This window comes from Actinoplanes sp. NPDC048796, from assembly GCF_040650035.1.
Taxonomy (GTDB): Bacteria; Actinomycetota; Actinomycetes; order Mycobacteriales; family Micromonosporaceae; genus Actinoplanes.
This window is the reverse complement of sequence record NZ_JBEZGO010000002.1, coordinates 448,321-465,907: the sequence shown is the minus strand read 5'-3', so window position 1 is coordinate 465,907 and position 17,587 is coordinate 448,321. Positions and strand designations below refer to the sequence as shown.

The 17,587-nt window shown below is 71.3% G+C and carries 16 protein-coding genes; 12 read left to right on the top strand and 4 right to left on the bottom strand.

All coding sequences use genetic code 11. The features are described from left to right. Positions 1-180: 180 nt before the first annotated feature. From AB0C26_RS10450 to AB0C26_RS10440, 3 genes are all read right to left on the bottom strand, one after another. Positions 181-558 (bottom strand): DUF779 domain-containing protein, encoded by a 378-nt coding sequence (locus AB0C26_RS10450; protein ID WP_360244871.1) that lies wholly within the window; start codon positions 556-558, stop codon positions 181-183. Between the two features lie 3 nt (positions 559-561). Then, positions 562-2,085, bottom strand: coding sequence for an aldehyde dehydrogenase (adh, locus tag AB0C26_RS10445; protein ID WP_360244868.1), 1,524 nt, complete (start codon positions 2,083-2,085; stop codon positions 562-564). A 145-nt stretch (positions 2,086-2,230) separates the two neighbouring features. After that, on the bottom strand, positions 2,231-3,514 hold the full coding sequence (locus tag AB0C26_RS10440; protein WP_360244865.1) for a GAF domain-containing protein: 1,284 nt from the start codon (positions 3,512-3,514) through the stop codon (positions 2,231-2,233). A gap of 145 nt (positions 3,515-3,659) precedes the next feature. Here AB0C26_RS10440 and AB0C26_RS10435 point away from each other — a divergent pair, with 145 nt between their 5' ends. The 12 genes from AB0C26_RS10435 to raiA all read left to right on the top strand — a co-directional run bounded on the left by AB0C26_RS10435 (position 3,660) and on the right by raiA (position 16,426). After that, positions 3,660-5,039 carry a phosphomannomutase/phosphoglucomutase gene (locus AB0C26_RS10435; RefSeq protein ID WP_360244862.1) on the top strand — a complete coding sequence of 460 codons (1,380 nt, stop codon included), beginning with the start codon at positions 3,660-3,662 and terminating at the stop codon, positions 5,037-5,039. A 44-nt stretch (positions 5,040-5,083) separates the two neighbouring features. Continuing rightward, positions 5,084-5,269, top strand: a complete 186-nt coding sequence (locus tag AB0C26_RS10430; protein WP_097319345.1) for a Trm112 family protein — start codon at positions 5,084-5,086, stop codon at positions 5,267-5,269. After that, positions 5,269-6,498, top strand: coding sequence for an SIS domain-containing protein (locus AB0C26_RS10425; protein ID WP_360244859.1), 1,230 nt, complete (start codon positions 5,269-5,271; stop codon positions 6,496-6,498). Before AB0C26_RS10430 ends, AB0C26_RS10425 begins: the two co-directional genes overlap by 1 nt. After that, positions 6,495-7,430 (top strand): cation diffusion facilitator family transporter, encoded by a 936-nt coding sequence (locus AB0C26_RS10420; RefSeq protein WP_360244856.1) that lies wholly within the window; start codon positions 6,495-6,497, stop codon positions 7,428-7,430. The genes AB0C26_RS10425 and AB0C26_RS10420 overlap by 4 nt, the downstream gene beginning before the upstream one ends. Before the next feature lie 21 nt (positions 7,431-7,451). Continuing rightward, on the top strand, positions 7,452-8,639 hold the full coding sequence (manA, locus tag AB0C26_RS10415) for a mannose-6-phosphate isomerase, class I (protein ID WP_360244853.1): 1,188 nt from the start codon (positions 7,452-7,454) through the stop codon (positions 8,637-8,639). 709 nt (positions 8,640-9,348) lie between these two features. Beyond that, on the top strand, positions 9,349-10,209 hold the full coding sequence (locus AB0C26_RS10410; protein ID WP_360244850.1) for a helix-turn-helix transcriptional regulator: 861 nt from the start codon (positions 9,349-9,351) through the stop codon (positions 10,207-10,209). Between the two features lie 42 nt (positions 10,210-10,251). Continuing rightward, a complete protein-coding gene (locus AB0C26_RS10405) occupies positions 10,252-10,455 on the top strand; it encodes a DUF397 domain-containing protein (protein WP_360244847.1) in 204 nt (67 codons plus the stop codon). A gap of 127 nt (positions 10,456-10,582) precedes the next feature. Beyond that, positions 10,583-11,272: an MtrAB system response regulator MtrA gene (gene mtrA / locus AB0C26_RS10400; protein WP_360244843.1), complete on the top strand. Its 690-nt coding sequence runs from the start codon at positions 10,583-10,585 to the stop codon at positions 11,270-11,272. Positions 11,273-11,294: 22 nt separating this feature from the next. Continuing rightward, positions 11,295-12,959, top strand: a complete 1,665-nt coding sequence (gene mtrB / locus AB0C26_RS10395; protein ID WP_360244840.1) for an MtrAB system histidine kinase MtrB — start codon at positions 11,295-11,297, stop codon at positions 12,957-12,959. Next, complete coding sequence (locus AB0C26_RS10390; RefSeq protein WP_360244837.1) at positions 12,959-14,776, top strand: LpqB family beta-propeller domain-containing protein; 1,818 nt, start codon at positions 12,959-12,961, stop codon at positions 14,774-14,776. Before mtrB ends, AB0C26_RS10390 begins: the two co-directional genes overlap by 1 nt. After that, on the top strand, positions 14,773-15,558 hold the full coding sequence (locus AB0C26_RS10385; RefSeq protein WP_360244834.1) for a ComF family protein: 786 nt from the start codon (positions 14,773-14,775) through the stop codon (positions 15,556-15,558). Before AB0C26_RS10390 ends, AB0C26_RS10385 begins: the two co-directional genes overlap by 4 nt. Positions 15,559-15,805: 247 nt before the next feature. Beyond that, complete coding sequence (raiA, locus tag AB0C26_RS10380) at positions 15,806-16,426, top strand: ribosome hibernation-promoting factor, HPF/YfiA family (protein ID WP_360244831.1); 621 nt, start codon at positions 15,806-15,808, stop codon at positions 16,424-16,426. On the opposite strand, the gene AB0C26_RS10375 is transcribed toward raiA, so the two are convergent. Beyond that, a complete protein-coding gene (locus AB0C26_RS10375) occupies positions 16,427-17,530 on the bottom strand; it encodes a GNAT family N-acetyltransferase (protein WP_360244828.1) in 1,104 nt (367 codons plus the stop codon). It lies immediately after the preceding gene. Positions 17,531-17,587: the final 57 nt, after the last annotated feature.

Sequence of the window (17,587 nt, the reverse complement as noted above, 5' to 3'; positions counted from 1 at the left end):
GCTAGGCGGCTGAAGGTTTTTCGCATGTCTCGGAGGCTGGCATACGCCCGGTTACGGAAGTTCGGCACACTCGTCCTCTGTGATCCGGCCCAAACGACACAGTGAAGTACGTGCCGGCAAGGCCCGGGGATCAAGGACGGGGCCGGACCGCACGGACGGCCCGGCCCCGAGCTGGGGGGATCACGACGAGAGTTCGGCCAGTTCCTCCGAGGTGAGCAGGCGGGAACGGATCAGGAACCGTACGCCCTCGGGCGCCTCCAGCGAGAAGCCGGAACCGCGCCCGGGGACCACGTCCACCGTCAGATGGGTGTGCTTCCAGAGCTCGAACTGCGAGGACGACATCCAGAACGTGATCGGCTCGTCGACGCCCTCGATCTTCAGTGATTCGAGCAGAACGTCGGACTGGCCGGTGCGGAACTCGCCGTCGAGGTAGCACATGGGTGAGCTGCCGTCGCAGCACCCGCCGGACTGGTGGAACATCAACGGGCCGTGCTGTCCCCGCAGCCGCCGCATCATGTCGGCGGCCGCGGGGGTCACGTCTACTCGGGTGGCCGGCATGGCTTAGAAGAAGCCCATGGCCTTCGGGCTGTACGAGACCAGAAGGTTCTTCGTCTGCTGGTAGTGGTCCAGCATCATCTTGTGGTTCTCGCGGCCGATGCCGGACTGCTTGTAGCCACCGAACGCGGCGTGCGCCGGGTAGAGGTGGTACGCGTTGGTCCACACCCGACCGGCCTTGATCGCCCGCCCGGCCCGGTAGGCGAGGTTGATGTCGCGGGTCCACACGCCGGCGCCCAGGCCGTACAGCGTGTCGTTGGCGATCTTGATGGCGTCGGCGTAGTCGGCGAACGACGTCACCGAGACGACCGGCCCGAAGATCTCCTCCTGGAAGATCCGCATGGCGTTGTTGCCCTCGAAGATCGTGGGCTGGACGTAGTAGCCGCCGGACAGGTTGCCGCCCAGGTCGGCCCGGGCCCCGCCGGTCAGCGCCTTGGCGCCCTCCTGACGGCCGATGTCCAGGTACGACAGGATCTTCTCGAGCTGGTCGTTGGAGGCCTGCGCGCCGACCTGGGTGTCGGTGTCGAGCGGGTTGCCCTGCTTGAGGTTCTCGACCCGCTTCACGCCGGCGGCCAGGAAGTCGGGGTAGATGCTCTGCTGGATGAGCGCCCGCGACGGGCAGGTGCAGACCTCGCCCTGGTTGAGCGCGAACATCGAGAAGCCCTCGAGCGACTTGTCGTAGAAGTCGTCGTCGAGGCGGCTGACGTCCTCGAAGAAGATGTTCGGGCTCTTGCCGCCCAGCTCGAGGGTGACCGGGATCAGGTTCTCCGAGGCGTACTGCATGATCAGCCGGCCCGTGGTGGTCTCGCCGGTGAACGCGACCTTGGCGACCCGGTTGGACGAGGCGAGCGGCTTGCCGGCCTCGACGCCGAACCCGTTGACGATGTTGACCACGCCCGGCGGGAGCAGGTCGGCGATCAGCGACATCCAGTAGTGGATGGAGGCGGGGGTCTGCTCGGCCGGCTTGAGCACGACCGCGTTGCCGGCGGCCAGGGCCGGGGCGAGCTTCCAGACCGCCATCAGGATCGGGAAGTTCCACGGGATGATCTGGGCGACCACGCCCAGCGGCTCGTGGAAGTGGTAGGCCACGGTGTCGTCGTCGATCTCGCCCGCGGTGCCCTCCTGGGCCCGGATGGCGCCGGCGAAGTAGCGGAAGTGGTCGATCGCCAGCGGGATGTCGGCGGCCAGGGTCTCGCGGACCGGCTTGCCGTTCTCCCACGCCTCGGCCACGGCGAGCTTCTCGAGGTTCGCCTCCATCCGGTCGGCGATCTTGTTGAGGATGTTGGCCCGTTCGGCGGCCGAGGTGCGGCCCCACGCGTCGGCGGCGCCGTGCGCGGCGTCGAGCGCCCTCTCGACGTCCTCGGCGGTGCCCCGGGCGATCTCGCAGAAGTCCTGGCCGGTGACCGGCGACGGGTTGGTGAAGTATTGGCCCTTGGCCGGCGGGACGTATTCGCCGCCGATGAAGTGGTCGTACCGGGACTCGTAGTCGACGATGGCGCCGTCGGTGTTGGGCGCGGCGTACACGGTCATGGACTGCCTCCGTACCTGCTGGGGTACGGGCGAACCTAGTTACGCCGACGTTGCGAGAACGTTGCAAGCTGTGCTCGCCGGCGTCGCCTCCGGCTCGCGGGGACCGCGCCCCGAGGGGCCGGTGACGGGGGCGCCGAAAATGCCCTCAGCTTCGCCTCGACATTTTCGGAGCCCTCGTCACCGGCGGGCGCAGTCCGTACTCGGCTGTCAGCTCGCGGATGCGGGCGGTGGCCAGGGGGTTCAAGGGCGAGACCTTGGCGTACGCCTCCCAGACGGCCAGATCGTCGGATCCCCACGCCGAGTTGAGCCAGGCCCGCAGCAGTTCGGCGTCGCCACTGTTCAGCACGGCCGATCGCAGCTGGCCGTCGACGAGCCGGCGGAGGCGCACCACGCCGGGCGCCTCCGAGCCGGGGAGCAGCGGACCCGCGTACTGACGCAACGCCTCCTCGACGTTCCTGGCTCGCAGGAGGCCCAGCACGCTGCGGAAGTCGGCCGTCAGCTCGGCGCGCAGGCGGTAGGGGCGCGACTCCATCAGTTCGGGGCCGAGCGTGCGGCGCAGGCGGGACAGCTCGGCCCGTACGGTGACCGGGTTGATCTCGTCGCCGTAGAGCTCGAAGCCCAGTTCCTCGCCGGTGCTGCCCTCGGGGCGGGCCAGCAGCAGCACGAGCAGCTCGGAATGCCGGCGGCCGAGCCGCCACCGGCGCCCGCCGAAGCTGAGCAGCGCCTCGTTGCGGCCCAGCGCGGTGACCGTACCGGCCGTCGCCTTGGCCGTGGAATGACCTCGCAGGTAGGCCTCGGCGGCCAGCGCCGTCGCCCGCACCAGGGCCAGGCTGTGCGGGTTGGCCAGATGGTCGCCGCCGGTCACGTCGATCGCGCCCAGCAGCCCACCGGTCGCCGGATCGTGGATCGGGGCGGCCGCGCAGGTCCAGCGCTGGACCGGCCGGCTGAAGTGCTCGGTCGCGAAGATCTGCAGCGGGTGGTCGACGGCCAGGGCGGTGCCCGGCGCGTTCGTGCCGGCGTGCGCCTCGTCCCAGCGGGCGCCCGGCACGAAGTTCATCCGCTCGGCGCCGCGCAGCATGCTGGCGGTGCCCTCGACCCAGAGGAGCCGGCCGTACGCGTCGCAGACCGCCATCAGATGTTCGCCGTCCTCGGCCAAGCCGCCCAGCAGGTCGCGGAAGATCGGCATGACCCGGGTCAGGGGGTGGGCCGCCCGGTAGGCCTCCAGCTCGCGGTCGCCGAGCTCGATCGGCGCCGTGCTGTCCGCGCTCGGCAGGGCCACGGCCGACCGGCGCCACGACTCGGCCACCACCGGCCGGATCCCGTTCGCCGTCTTTTCCCCGCCCACGAATCGCTCGTGGGCGCGCCCGACCTGCCGGATGCGCTCGGCGGGGTCGGTGCCGGTGTCGAGGGCAAGCCAGGGGTTGGCCACGGGGCACCTCCAGGGACACCATCATCGTGACCCGCATCACGCCGGACGACAAGCTCCACTCGTAACGGTGGCGCCGCGTGGTTCTGGCTTTTCGGACATCCGGCTCGGCTACTCTCGGCGGGTCATCAAAGGAGCAGGGGGAGCAGTGTCCGATCTGTCCGGCATCATCAAGGCGTACGACGTTCGCGGCACCGTCCCCGATCAGTTCGACGAGCGAACGGCCCGGGCCATCGGCACGGCCTTCATCGAGATGCTCCGCGAGTCCGGCGACGACGCCGACCAGATCGTCGTCGCGCACGACATGCGTGAGTCCGGCCCCGGCCTGGTCGCCGCCTTCGCCCGCGGCGCCAACGCCAGCGGCGCCGCCGTGATCAACGTCGGGCTGGCCTCGACCGACGAGCTCTACTACGCGTCCGGCTCGCTCGGCCTGCCCGGCGCCATGTTCACCGCCAGCCACAACCCGGCGAAGTACAACGGCATCAAGATGTGCCGGGCCGGCGCCCGGCCGGTCGGGCAGGACAGCGGCCTGGCCGTCGTCCGCCGCCGCGCCGAACAACTGCTCGACGACCTGAACGCCGAGGCGGACGGCCCGTCCGAGGTGGAGAACCGCGACCTGCTGGCCGACTACGCGGCCCACCTGCGCTCGCTGGTCGACCTGTCCGGCATCCGGCCGCTCAAGGTGATCGTGGACGCCGGCAACGGCATGGGCGGCTACACGGTGCCGGCCGTCCTGGGCGACCAGGTGCTGCCCGCGCTGCCGCTCGAGATCGTCCCGCTCTACTTCGAACTCGACGGCTCGTTCCCCAACCACGAGGCCAACCCGCTCGACCCGGCCAACCTGGTCGACCTCCAGCGGGCCATCCGGGAGCAGGGCGCCGACATCGGGGTGGCCTTCGACGGCGACGCCGACCGCTGCTTCATCATCGACGAGAAGGGCGACCCGGTCTCGCCGTCGGCGATCACCGCGCTGGTCGCCAAGCGGGAGCTGGCCAAGTTCCCGGGCAGCACGGTCATCTACAACCTGATCACCTCGGCCGCGGTGCCCGAGATCATCACGGAGAACGGCGGCAACCCGGTCCGCAGCCGGGTCGGCCACTCGTTCATCAAGGCCGAGATGGCCCGCACCAACGCGATCTTCGGCGGCGAGCACTCGGCCCACTACTACTTCCGCGACTTCTGGTTCGCCGACACCGGCATGCTGGCCGCGATGCACGTCCTGGCCGCGCTCGGCGGCCAGAGCCGCCCGCTGTCCGAGTTCGCCGCCGAGTTCGAGCGCTACTCGGCCTCCGGTGAGATCAACTCCACGGTCGACGACGCCCAGGCCCGGATCAAGGCGGTACGCGAGGCCTTCGCCGGCGCCCAGTTCGACACGCTCGACGGCCTCACCGTCACCCTGCCCGACGGCGCCTGGTTCAACCTGCGAGCGTCCAACACGGAGCCGCTGCTGCGCCTGAACGTCGAGGCCGCCAAGCCCGACCGCATGGCATCCCTGCGCGACGAAGTGCTCGCCGTCGTTCGCGGATAGGATCTGGAGGTTCGACAGCCCTCCGCGACAAAAGGAGCCGTTCGGTGGCCCTCGATCCGCAGTTGCTGGACATCCTGGCCTGCCCGGACACGCATCACGCGCCGTTGACGTACGACGCTGGTGCGCAGACCCTCACATGCACCGAGTGCGGGCGCGTCTTCGAGGTCCGGGACGACATCCCGGTCCTCCTGCTCGACGAGGCTCGCGAGCCGCAGGGCGGTGCCTCCTGATGGCGGGCCCGCTGGAGGGCGCGGCCGGGGTCCACGGGCACCGGCACGCCGACGAGAGACTGCTCGACGACGAAAAGGCGATGCTCGCCAACGACCCGGGCGGCATGCTGCGGGCCACGGCGTCGGCCGGCGCGCAGGTGCGCGAGTCGGCCGCGCTGGCCGCCGAGACCGACCTGACCGTGCTGATCGACGAGGGCCGCCCCCGCGCGGTCGTCGTCGCCGGCATCGGCACGGCCGGGCTCACCGGCAACATTCTGGCCACGGTGGCCGGCCCCCGCTGCCCGGTGCCGATCATCGGCCACCGCAGCGCCGGCGTGCCCGGCTGGGTCGGCGCGGCCGACGTGGTCATCGCCGTCTCCGCCTCCGGCCGCAGCCCCGAGGCGCTGGCCGCGGCCGACGCGGCCGCCCGCCGGGGCGCCCGCCTGGTCGCCATCGGCAACCCCGACTCCGAGCTCGAGGCGGTGGCCGCGCGCGCCCGCGCGCCGTTCATCCCGGTGCCGCGCCGCGCACCGGCCCGGGCCAGCCTGTGGGGCCTGACCGTGCCGGTGCTGCTCGCCGCCCGGGCCATCGGCCTGGTCAAGGTGACCGAGGCCGACCTGGCCGAGACCGCGACCCGGCTCGACGCCGACGCCGAACGCTGCCGCCCCGGCGCCGACTCGTTCGTCAACCCGGCCAAGGAGCTCGCGCTCGGCCTGGCCGGCTCGATCCCGATCGTCTGGGGCTCGTCGCCGCTGGCCACCGTGGCCGCCCGCCGGTTCGCCGACACCCTGGCCGCCAACGCCCGCTACCCGGTGATGGCCGGCGCCCTGGGCGAGGCCGGCCGGGGCCGGGTGGGCCTGCTCGACGGCGTGTTCGGCGGCCTGGCCGAGTCGTCGCGCGACATCTTCGCCGACCCGGACGAGGCCGAGGACACGGCGGACGCGACCCGCCTGCGCCTGGTCGTCTTCCGCGACGGCGGCCTCAACCCCGAGGACGACGCGGACGAGCCGGTGGCGGTCGAGGAGCGCCGGGCCGACGCGGTGCAGACCCTGGCCGAGCGCCGCGGCGTGCGCTGCGACGTGCTGACCGCCGAGGGCGGCTCGACCCTGGAGCGGCTCGCCTCGCTCACCTCGGTGCCCGACTTCGCGTCGCTGTATCTTGCTCTGGCGCACGGTCTCGACCCGATGGCCGTGCCGGCGATCAGCGAGATGAAGGAGTTGTCGAACCCGATGCCCGAGGCTATTCAGTGAGTGCAGAGGGTGGCACCAAAGCAATTCTGGCGGCGTTGACCGCCAACCTGGGCATCGCGGTCACGAAGTTCGTGGCGTGGCTGCTCACCAGCTCCTCGTCGATGCTCGCGGAGTCGATCCACTCGGTTGCCGACTCGGGCAACCAGCTGCTGCTGCTGATCGGCGGCAAGCGGTCGAAGCGGCAGGCCACCCCGGAGCACCCGTTCGGCTTCGGCCGGGAGCGCTACATCTACGCGTTCATCGTGTCGATCGTGCTCTTCAGCGTCGGCGGCCTGTTCGCGCTGTACGAGGGCTACCACAAGATCTCGCACCCGGAGCCGATCGAGTCCTGGCAGTGGGTGCCGATCACGGTCCTGGTGGTGGCGATCGGCCTGGAGTCGTACTCGTTCTACACGGCGATCAAGGAGTCGAACCACACCCGGGGCAAGACGTCCTGGGTCAACTTCGTGCGCCGGGCCAAGGCCCCCGAGCTGCCGGTGGTGCTGCTCGAGGACTCCGGCGCCCTGCTCGGCCTGGTCTTCGCGCTGTTCGGCGTGGTGCTCACCCTGATCACCGGCGACGGTACGTGGGACGGGATCGGCACGCTGCTGATCGGCGCCCTGCTGGTGGTCATCGCGGTGGTGCTGGCCATCGAGACGAAGAGCCTGCTGCTGGGCGAGGGCGCCAACCCCGAGGCGGTCCGCAAGATCGAGCAGGCGGTGCTGGCCGGCGAGGGCGTCGAGCGGATCATCCACATGAAGACGCTGCACCTCGGCCCCGAGGAGCTGCTGGTCGCGGTGAAGATCGCCGTGCCGAGCTCGGAGCGCGCCGACGAGGTGGCCCGCCACATCGACGAGACCGAGACGCGCATCCGCGAGGCGGTGCCGATCGCCCGGGTCATCTACATCGAGCCGGACATCTACCGCCCCGCCACGGCGTCTACCCCAGCATGATCATGCTGTAATTTGCCCCCTATGAGCGTCTTTCCGTTGACCGGGGTCGTCCGGCCGTACGCCTGGGGATCCCGCACCGTCATCGCCGAGCTTCAGGGCCGGCCCGCGCCCACCGAGGGGCCCGAGGCCGAGCTCTGGCTCGGCGCCCACCCCGGCGACCCGTCCACGGTCACCGGCCCGGACGGCCCGGTCACCCTGGACGCGCTCATCGCCGCCGACCCGAAGGCCCAGCTCGGCGAGCCGGTCGAGGCGGCGTTCGGGCCCCGGCTGCCGTTCCTGCTGAAGGTGCTGGCCGCGGAAAGCCCGCTCTCCCTGCAGGCTCACCCCGATGTGGAGTACGCGAAACAGGCGTACGCCAAGCAGGAAGCCGACCCCACCCTCCCGAAGAACTACACCGACGCCAACCACAAGCCGGAGATGCTGGTCGCCGTCACGCCGTTCGAGGCCCTGTGCGGCTTCCGCGACCCGGCGAAGGCGGCCGACGCCATCGAGGCGTTCGCCGTGCCGGCGCTGAACCCGGTGGTGACCGCGCTGCGCGGGGGAGACCTGCGCTCCGCCGTCGAGACCCTGCTGAGCTGGCCCGCCGGCGACCGCCCGGCGCTGATCGAGGCGGTCGTGGCGGCGGCCGGCGCGGCCGGGCCCGACCACACCCAGGCGGCGTCGTTCGCCCTGGCCACGTCGCTGGCCGGCCACTACCCGGGAGACCCGGGCGTGCTGGTCGCGCTTCTGCTCAACCACGTACGCCTCGAGCCCGGCGAAGCCATCTGGATGCCGGCCGGCAACCTGCACGCGTACCTGCGCGGCGCCGGTGTCGAGCTGATGGCGGCCAGCGACAACGTTCTGCGCGGCGGCCTGACCCCGAAGCGGGTCGACGTGGCCGAACTGCTGAACGTGCTGCGCTTCGAGGTCCTGGACGACCCGATCCTGCGGGCACATACGGTGGCGCCCGGCGTGGACACGTGGCCGGTCCCGGTCGCGGACTTCGTCCTCTACCGCGTCACGCTGGACGGCACGCGCCCGCCGACCGAGGTTCCGGTCGGCGGCCCGCGCATCATCCTGGCCACGGCGGGCGACGTCTTCGTCGGCGAGAGCGTCGACGGCACCCCGGTCGAGCTGACTCCGGGAACGGCGGCGTTCGCCCCGTCCGACGCCGGGAACATCAAGGTCGCCGGCACCGGCCAGGTCTTCGTGGCCGCCGTCCCCGCCTGACCGTCTCGTTCCCCTCGGCCGGCACGCAGGTCTTCCTTGTAGCTCGCCGCCGCCCGGCGGTAGCTCGACACCGTCCGGGCGCAGCCGGACCGTGGCTCGACAAAGCTTCGGACCTGCTCCCGTGCGGCACCGTGTGTCACTCCCAGCAGCATCCAAAATAGGAAATTTCCGGATTTGCTTGACACGGGCATGTGCGGAGTGTGAATCTATAAACACGCAGCGTCATTGGTGATCGGGGGGTCCCACGGACGCGCGCGGTACCAAACCGGGGGGATGAACGGGGCGGCGGGTCTAGGCCTGCCGTCCCGTTCGCTATGTCCGGACCGGCGCGGATCCCCGCGACTGCCGGCGCTGCCGATCCGGTCTGGCGGGAGCCCTCGTTTGTGGCGCCGGCGGCGGCTCGACGTGGCAAGGAGCTTGAGTCGCGCCGCGGAGGCCGGCCACGACGGGCCTCGCGGCGCGTGGGGGCGGTGGTCGGTGTCTGCGGTCGGGGACCTGGGCGATTCCGTACCGCATCGGTTGATTGACGAAGTCGAGCCCCGTCCGCCCGCCGGACGGGGCTCGATCTCTTCGGGTCCGGCCGCGTTTGCCGCCACTGCCGGTCCCGTCGTTCGTCCCCTTATTACTTCACGGCCTCTGACCTGCATGCAAGTACATAGCGTGGGATGCAAGTTGCAGACAGCGACCGATGTGCCGTTATGGTGACTGCGTGGCGAGGGCGACTTCGACGGCGCGGCGTGAGCTGGGCACCGAGCTGCGCCGACTGCGGAGCGAGCGCAGGGCGGCCTCGGTGGCGACCGCGCTCGGCTGGTCCGAGTCGAAACTGTCGCGGATCGAGACGGCGCACACGGGGATCAGCGAGGACGATCTCGATCGGTTGCTGACGCTTTACGGTGTACGGGTCGAGGACCGTGACCGGCTGCGCGAACTGGCCCGCCGGGGGCGCGCGCGGGCCTGGTGGACGCCGTACCGATCGTCCGTTCCCGACCCCTACGACGAATATGTGGCCCTGGAGGCCGAGGCCGTGGCGATCAGCGAGTGGGAGTCGCAGATCGTGCCGGGCCTGTTGCAGACCGATGAGTACGCGCGGGCCGTGATCGAGGTCGGCGCCGATGTGGGCGACACCGAGACGATCCAGCGGCGGCTGGCGCTGCGGATGGCCCGGCAGGCCGTGCTGACCCGGGAACCGCCGCCGCTGTTGCGGATCGTGCTCGACGAGGCCGTGCTGCATCGCGAGGTCGGCGGGCCCGAGGTTCTCCGGCGGCAGCTGGCGCGGCTGGTCGAGGCGAGCGAGCGGCCCGGTGTGGAGCTTCTCGTGCTTCCGTTCTCGGCCGGGGCGCACGCCGGCATGACCGAGTCGTTCATGGTTCTGGAGTTCGCGCCGGGCTCCCGCTCGCCGATCGTGCACATCGAAGGGCTGACCGGTGGTCTCTTCCGGGTGAAGCCGCCCGACGTCGACGTCTATCGGGACGGGCTCTCTGACCTGCGGGAACGCGCGCTGTCGGCAGAGATGAGCCGAACGGCTATCGCTGAGAGGGAGGAAGCCCTGCGCCGGGTGGTCGCTTCGTGAGCTGAAATGGAGGCGAATCATTCCTGGAAGGGGACCCCCACGATGCAGAACGCCGACCTCACCTGGCGTAAGAGCACTCGAAGCGGAGCCGCCGGGCACTGCGTCGAGGTTGCCACCGTTCCATCGACCGTGCTGGTCCGCGACTCGAAGGACGCGGCGGGCCCGATGCTCGCCTTCGGCGACACCGATTGGTCCGGTTTCATTGCCGGTGTCAGGGCTGGGGAGTTCGACCGGCCCCGCTCCTGAGTGAAGTATGGGCGGCCCCCGCGGGGGTCGCCCCGTCTTGCCGGTTGGCCTAAGCTGACCTGTGCATTCCGGCAAGATCGGCCCCGGGGTACGCGGGGTTCGGGAGGACAGTGCAATATTGGACCGCATGAGAGCCCGGGTACTCGTCGTCGATGACGACCCAGCGTTGGCCGAGATGCTCGGCATCGTCCTGCGCAGCGAGGGATTCCTGCCCTCGTTCGTCGCCGACGGTGAACGCGCCCTGGCCGCCTTCCGGGAAAACCGTCCGGACATCGTCCTGCTCGACCTCATGCTTCCGGGCATGAGCGGCATCGACGTGGCCCGCGCGATCCGCGGCGAGTCGGGCATCCCGATCGTCATGCTCACGGCCAAGAGCGACACCGTCGACGTGGTGCTCGGCCTCGAGTCGGGCGCCGACGACTACGTGGTGAAGCCGTTCAAGCCCAAGGAGCTGGTGGCCCGCATGCGGGCGCGGCTGCGCCGGGGCGAGGACGCGGCGCCCGAGATGCTGACCATCGGGCCGCCCGGCAACCAGATCACCATCGACGTCCCGGCCCACACGGTGTCCCGCGACGGCGAGGAGGTCAAGCTCACGCCGCTCGAGTTCGACCTGCTGGTGGCCCTGGCCCGCAAGCCACGCCAGGTGTTCACCCGCGAGGTGCTGCTCGAGCAGGTCTGGGGATACCGGCACGCGGCCGACACCCGCCTGGTCAACGTCCACGTGCAGCGGCTGCGCGCCAAGATCGAGCCCGATCCGGAGCGGCCGGAAATCATCTTGACCGTACGGGGGGTCGGCTACAAGGCCGGTACCGGCTGAGGGCGCTACCCTTGCCCGCGTAATGCGCGCACCCGCCTGGCTTCCGATGCCCATCCGCCGCACCCTTCGCGTGGTGCGGCGGTACTGGCGTGTGGCCGCGCGCCGGCTCGAGGTCCACTCCGCACCGGCCCGCCGGGCGTGGCGGCGCTCGCTCCAGCTGCGCGTGGTCACCCTGACCCTGATCGCCTCCAGCGTGCTGGTCGGCGCGTTCGGCTGGTTCATCGCCGCCCGCAGCGCCACGATCCTGCTGACCCGCGCGCAGGAGGAGGCCAAGGTCTCCATGCGCAACAAGATCGATTACGCGGAGCAGCAGCTCACGGTCAACCCGCAGCCGAACGATCCCAAGCTGCCGAACACGTTCGAGCTGATCGTCAGCCAGCTCGCCGACGGTGACCCGGCCGAGTCAGGTGGCTCGGTGGTCTCGATGCGCGCCGGGCAGTATCCCGAGCTGCGCGCGGCCACCCTGCCGAACGTGGGCACCGAGGAGCTGATCACTCCCGAGCTGGCCCGGACCGTCTCCGACGACAGCAAAGAGGCCAGCCAGGTCGTCACGGCCACCCTCAACGGCCGGACCACGAAATATCTGGCGTACGGGGCACCGGTGCGCACCAGCTTCGGCCACGTCGAGCTGTATTACATGATGCCGCTGACCACCGAGGACAGTGCGGCCAACCAGATCCGGACGACGGTGCTGGCCACCGGGTTCGCCCTGGTCCTGCTGCTCGGCGTGGTGGCCGGCCTGGTGACCCGGCTGGTGGTCACCCCGGTGCGGGTCGCCGCCCGTACCGCCCAGCGCCTCTCGGCCGGCCTGCTCGACCAGCGGATGAAAGTCGACGGCGAGGACGACCTGGCCCTGCTCGCCGCCTCGTTCAACCAGATGGCGGCCAACCTCCAGCGCCAGATCGTCCGGCTCGAGGAACTGTCCCGCCTGCAGCGCCGGTTCACCTCCGACGTGTCGCACGAGCTGCGCACCCCGCTCACCACGGTCCGCATGGCGGCCGACCTGATCTTCGCCGAGCGCGACGAGTTCGACCCGGCCGTGGCCCGCAGCGCCGAGTTGCTGCAGGCCGAGCTCGACCGTTTCGAGAGCCTGCTGACCGACCTGCTGGAGATCAGCCGGTTCGACGCCGGCTTCGCCGCCCTGGACGCCGAGCACACCGACCTGGTGCCGATCGTCGAGCGGGTCGCCGAGCGGCTCACCGGCCTGGCCGAGCGGGTCGGCGTCACCCTCGAGCTGCGCCTGCCGGAGACGCCGGTGATCGCCGAGGTCGATCCGCGCCGGGTCGAGCGGGTGCTGCGCAACCTGGTCGGCAACGCGGTCGAGCACGGCGAGGGCCGGCCGGTGGTGGTGACCCTGGCCGCCGACGAGGCGGCGGTCGCGGTTACCGTTCGCGACCACGGCATCGGGCTCAAGCCGGGCGAGGAGCGGCTGGTCTTCAACCGGTTCTGGCGGGCCGACCCGTCGCGGGCCCGGCAGACCGGCGGTACCGGCCTCGGCCTGTCGATCAGCGCCGAGGACGCCCGGCTGCACGGCGGCTGGCTCGAGGCGTGGGGCTCGCCCGGCGAGGGCGCCCAGTTCCGGCTGACCCTGCCGGTGCGCTCGGGCGACCGGCTGCTGGCGGCCCCGCTGCCGTTGATCCCGCGTGACCGTGCCCCCGTCCTGGAGGCCGCGGAGGAGGTGTCCTGATGCGCCGTCTGCTCCTGGGCGTCGTGGCGCTGGCCCTGTTCGTGCCGGGCGGCTGCGGCATACCGGACCGCACCGAGGTGACCGTGATCGGCGACGGCCGCTCGTCCGGCGTCTCGGTCGACGACGAGACCCCGCCCCCGACGCAGTACAAGCGCGAGGCCGCCACCAACCCGCGCGAACTGGTCCAGTACTACCTGCAGGCCGCCGCCGGCGACCCGCAGACCGCGCTGGACCGGGTCAAGGCCTTCCTCGCGCCCGAGGAGGCGGCCGGCTTCACCAACACCGACGTGCGGGTGGTGCGCGAGGCCGAGTCCATCCTCGGCGGTTACTCGCCGACCGACTCGGTCGTCACCATCACCGAGCAGCAGGTCGGCAACCTGACCAGCAACGGCGAGCTGGTGCCGGCCCCGCCCACCCCCTCGTCGACGTACGAGATCAAGGTCGGCTCCATCGAGGGGCAGACCGGCCTGTGGATCCTCGACGCGCCGCCGGTGATGCTGCTGACCGTCGACGCTCTGAACTCGTTCTACCTGCGGCGGGCGATCTATTTCTGGAACCGGGACAACACCAGCCTGGTGCCCGACCTGCGGTACATGCCGCGCAGCGTGCCGGCGGTGCAGCAGCCCACGACGATCCTGCAGTGGCTGGCCGCCGGCCCGTCCGACTGGCTCCGCGACGCCGTGCAGGCCCTGCCGCAGGGCACCGCCGTGGACGGCAACATCCCGGCCATCAGCAACGAGACACTCCAGATCAACCTGTCCGCGCAGACCATTCCCGGCGGCAGCGACGCCGGGGCGATGGACCGGCTGCGGCGCCAGGTGCAGTGGTCGATCTACCCGGTCGTGCCTCGCACCCTGGAGATCAAGATCGGCCGGCAGGACCCGGTCAGCTTCAAGGACGGCGAATACAAAGAGAGCAACCTCGGCTATTTCCTGGACGACGCGCCCGAGCGCTTCGTCGTCTTCGGCGGCGCGGTCCGGCGCCTGAAGGAGACGCCGCGCGCCGAGGAGCCGGTGCCGGTTCTCAAGGAGGCGGCCAACCGGGGCATCACCACCGCCGCCTTCAGCGCCACGCCGACACACACCTTCGCCGCGGTGGTCACCGGCGCGGGCGGCAACCAGCGGCTGCGGGTCGCCGGGGCGCCGGCCGGGCAGCAGGCCGACCTCAGGGAGGTCGGCGGCCTCAAGGGCGCGCTCGGGCAGCCGGTGTGGGCGCAGACCGGCACCAGGGGCGCGGCCGGCGCGGTCGGCCTGATCACCGCGGGCGGGCGGCTCTACAGCTTCGGTCCCGGCGGCGGGGCGGCCCGGCCGGTCGAGTGGCAGGGCGATCCGGGCCCGGTCACCGCCCTGTCGGTGGCGCCCGACGGGCGGCGGGTCGCGCTGGTCAGCGGCGGGCGTCTCTACCGTACGGTCCTCAACAGCAGCGCCGACGGCGTCGTGATGAGCGGGCCCCAGCAGGTGTTGCCGCCCAACCTGAGATCGGTCACGGCGGTCGCCTGGAGCAGCCAGACCTACCTGGTGGTGGCCGGGGTCCGGGCCGACAACAACCGCGTCTCGGTGATCGACGTGACGGTCGACGGCGCGCTCTCGGCGACGCGGCTCGGCGACATCGGGACCGAGCCGGTGAGCTACCTGACGGCGTACCCGGAAAATCCGATCACCGGCACCGAGACCTCCGACTCGGAGGCGTACGTGGCCGGCGGCGAGGCCTGGGACGTGTTCAGCCAGCCGAACCCGATCACCAAGGCGAGCCTCGCCGGCCCGGCGGTCAACGCGCCGGCCACGGTCAAGCCGACCGCGCCGCTCTACCTCAATTGAGCGTCCTCGCCGATCTCGCCGATTTGATCCTGCCGAGCCCGTGCGCCGGCTGCGCCGCCGAGCGGGTGCCGCTGCGCCGGGGCGCCTGCGCCGACTGCGCGGCCCGGCTGGAGGCGCTGCGGCCGTTCCGGACGGCGCCGACCCCGCCGCCGCCCGGCATGCCGCCGTGCGTGGCCGTGGGCGCCTACGCGGGGCCGCTGAGAGGCGCTCTGCTGGCGTACAAGGAGCGGGGCCGGCATCGGCTGGCCCGGCCGCTCGGCGCGCTGCTGGCGACCGCTGTGGCGGGCCTGGCGCCGCGCCGGGGACCGGTGGTGCTCGTCCCGGTGCCCTCGACCGCCGCCGCGGCCCGGGAACGGCACGGCGACCACATGACGCGGCTGGCCGCACACGCCGTGCGGCGGCTGCGCGCGGCCGGCTGGGACGCTGACGTCAGCCATCCACTCGAAGCGTTACCCCGACCTGACTCCACGTCACTGAGCGTGTCCGACCGCCGCGCCGCGGCTGAGAGTTCGCTGCGAATACGGCGTGCCCGAATCGGGTTTCCGCGACACGCGACCCCGCGGAAAGGCACCCTTGTCGTAGTGGACGACATCGTCACGACCGGGGCCACGCTGGCCGTCGTGACGGGTCGGCTCGAGGAGGCGGAGATGCAGGTCACAGGGGCTGCCGTCCTGGCCGCGACCCAATTGCGGAGATCGTCGCCCGGCGGTTTCACCGGATTGTCGCCGCGAGGCACCGAAAGGGTGGAACGTCCGGCATCTGGTATCCCGAACGAGGGGTGACGGGAGAGCATCGGCACGTTAGCGTCTTGGTGACGAGGGTATGAGCTTCCGCCTACCCAGACCGCCGGCAAGGCGCAGCGTTCCGCGAACCGCCGCACCGGAAAGGAGTCGTCTCACTCGCAAATGGTTACGCCCGGTGATGAAATCCCGGCGTCGCCACATCTAGCACCACCGCGTCGCAGTTTTGGCGCCCCCGGCACCCGTCGTAAGGGCGCCCGCGAAACATGAACGTTGGGGGAGGTCACGAGTGGACATTGTCGTCAAGGGCCGCAACGTAGAGGTTCCCGCTCACTACCGGGAGCACGTCGCCGACAAGCTGAGCAAGGTCGAGCGTTACGACCAGAAGCTGATGAGAGCGGACGTCGAGTTGTTCCACGAGCGCAACCCGCGCCAGTCGGACAATTGCCAGCGAGTCGAGATCACCGTCATGACGAGAGGCCCGGTCATTCGTGCCGAGGCCTGCGCCAAGGACTTCTACGCAGCCCTGGACTGCGCCATCGCCAAACTCGACGGCAGGTTGCGCCGCTCGGCCGACCGCCGTCGCGTCCACCGCGGGCGCCGCGCGCCCGTCTCGGTCGCGGCCGCCACCGCGAGCCTTCCGACCGACCTCAGCCTGGCCCAAGCGGCCGAGGAGACGTCATCCGTCGCCACCGCCCTGGCCGAGCACGACGAAGACCAGCCGTGGCGCATCGTGCGGGAGAAGGAACACCCCGCCGACCCGATGACCGTCGACGACGCTCTCTTCCAGATGGAGCTCGTCGGCCACGACTTCTATCTCTTCCTCGACAAGGACAGCGGTCGCCCCAGCGTCGTGTACCGGCGCCGCGGCTACGACTACGGCATCCTGTCGCTGGAGACCACGGGTTAGTCACCCATCAAGCCGAGGGCCTTCGGTCAGGAGGTCCTCGGCCAGCAGGACGTACTGCACGTCGTCGACCCGGCCACCGTCCGGGCCGGGCAGACGCGAGCGCATGTACGCCTCCTGGTGGAAACCGGCCTTCTCGAGCACCCGTTGCGAGCCCTTGTTCGCCGGCACCGCGCCGGCGATCAGCCGGGCCACGCTCGTCTCGGCGAAGACCCAGAGCGCGAGCAGCTGCGCGGCCCGCGTCGCCAGGCCACGGCCCCGGAACGCCGGCAGCATGCTGTACCCGATCATCGCCTGACCGGTGACCGGCTCGTCGTTGAACAGGCCGATGTCGCCGGCCGGCGCGCCGGTGGCCACGTCCTCGATGACCAGGTCGGCCCGGTCGCCGGCGAGCCAGTGCGCCTCGGCCCGGAAACAGCGCTGGTGGATGTTCGCGGCGGTCGGCGGCACCGGCGGCACGCTGGTCGCCACCACGTCGGGCAGCCCCAGCAACTCGCCGAGGAAGGGCACGTCGCCCGGTCCGAGCGGCCGCAACCGGACCACGCCGTCGGTCAGTTCGCCGCCGGGCAGGTCGGGCAGCAGGCGGGGGACGGGCTCGCCGTCGTCACCGGCGAGCCGGGCGAAGGCCAGCATGTCGTCGCGGCCACCGTCCCGGTTGGGCTGGGCGCCCCGGCGTACGCCCTCACGCCGGTAGCCCGCGGCCATCGCCACCCGCTGGCTGACCGGGTTGTCCCAGTGCGTGATCAGCTCGAGGCGCTGGAGGCCGTGCTTGAAGGCGTGCGCGGTCATCGTGCGTACGGCCGCGGTGGCCACGCCGCGGCCGCGCGCCCAGGGACCGACCCAGTAACCGATCTCGGCCTGGCTCCGGCTGGGCACCGCCTTGTCGAAGCCGACCCCGCCGAGCAGTTCGTCGGTCTCCGGGTCGGCCACCGCGTAGAAGGCGCCGCCCTCGGCGAACAGCGAGTCGATCCGCTCGGCGATGAAGGTCTCGGCCTGCGCGACCGTGAACGGCGACGGGACCACGGTCAGGAACCGCTGGGACATTTGATCGTTGTAGCCCTCGGCGAGCGCTTCGGCGTCCTCAGACCGGAACGCTCGCAGACGCACCCCTTCACCGTTGATCTCCGCGCTTCGCACTCGGCCCATCCTGCCCGAAGGACTGCG